Source organism: Mesorhizobium sp. M8A.F.Ca.ET.161.01.1.1 (genome assembly GCF_004792105.1).
Taxonomy (GTDB): Bacteria; Pseudomonadota; Alphaproteobacteria; order Rhizobiales; family Rhizobiaceae; genus Mesorhizobium.
Genome location: NZ_SRTD01000355.1, coordinates 1 through 312, shown reverse-complemented (window position 1 = coordinate 312; position 312 = coordinate 1). Strand labels below are relative to the sequence as shown.

General features: G+C 60.6%; 1 protein-coding gene. It reads left to right on the top strand.

Translation table 11 applies throughout. The features are described 5' to 3' along the window. Positions 1-312, top strand: a 312-nt coding sequence (locus EN804_RS36040) for an ATP-binding cassette domain-containing protein (RefSeq protein ID WP_281407936.1), incomplete at both ends; no start/stop codon positions are given.

The following is a 312-nucleotide window of genomic DNA, read 5'->3' as shown; positions in this document are numbered from 1 at the left end:
GCGCCCTCGATGTGATCAAAGGCGTTGATCTCGATATCAAGCACGGCGAATTCTGCCTATTCGGAGGCCCTTCCGGCTGTGGCAAGTCCACCCTGCTGCGCATGATCTCTGGCCTTGAAGAGTTGAGCGGCGGCGATATCGTCATCGGCGGTGATGTGGTCAATACGGTGCCGGCTGCGGATCGCGGCCTTGCAATGGTGTTCCAGTCCTACGCCCTTTATCCGCATATGAGCGTGCGCCAGAACATCGCGACGCCGCTTAGGATGCGCCGTTTGCCCTTTGCCGCGCGGCTACCGCTGATCGGGCGGTTTG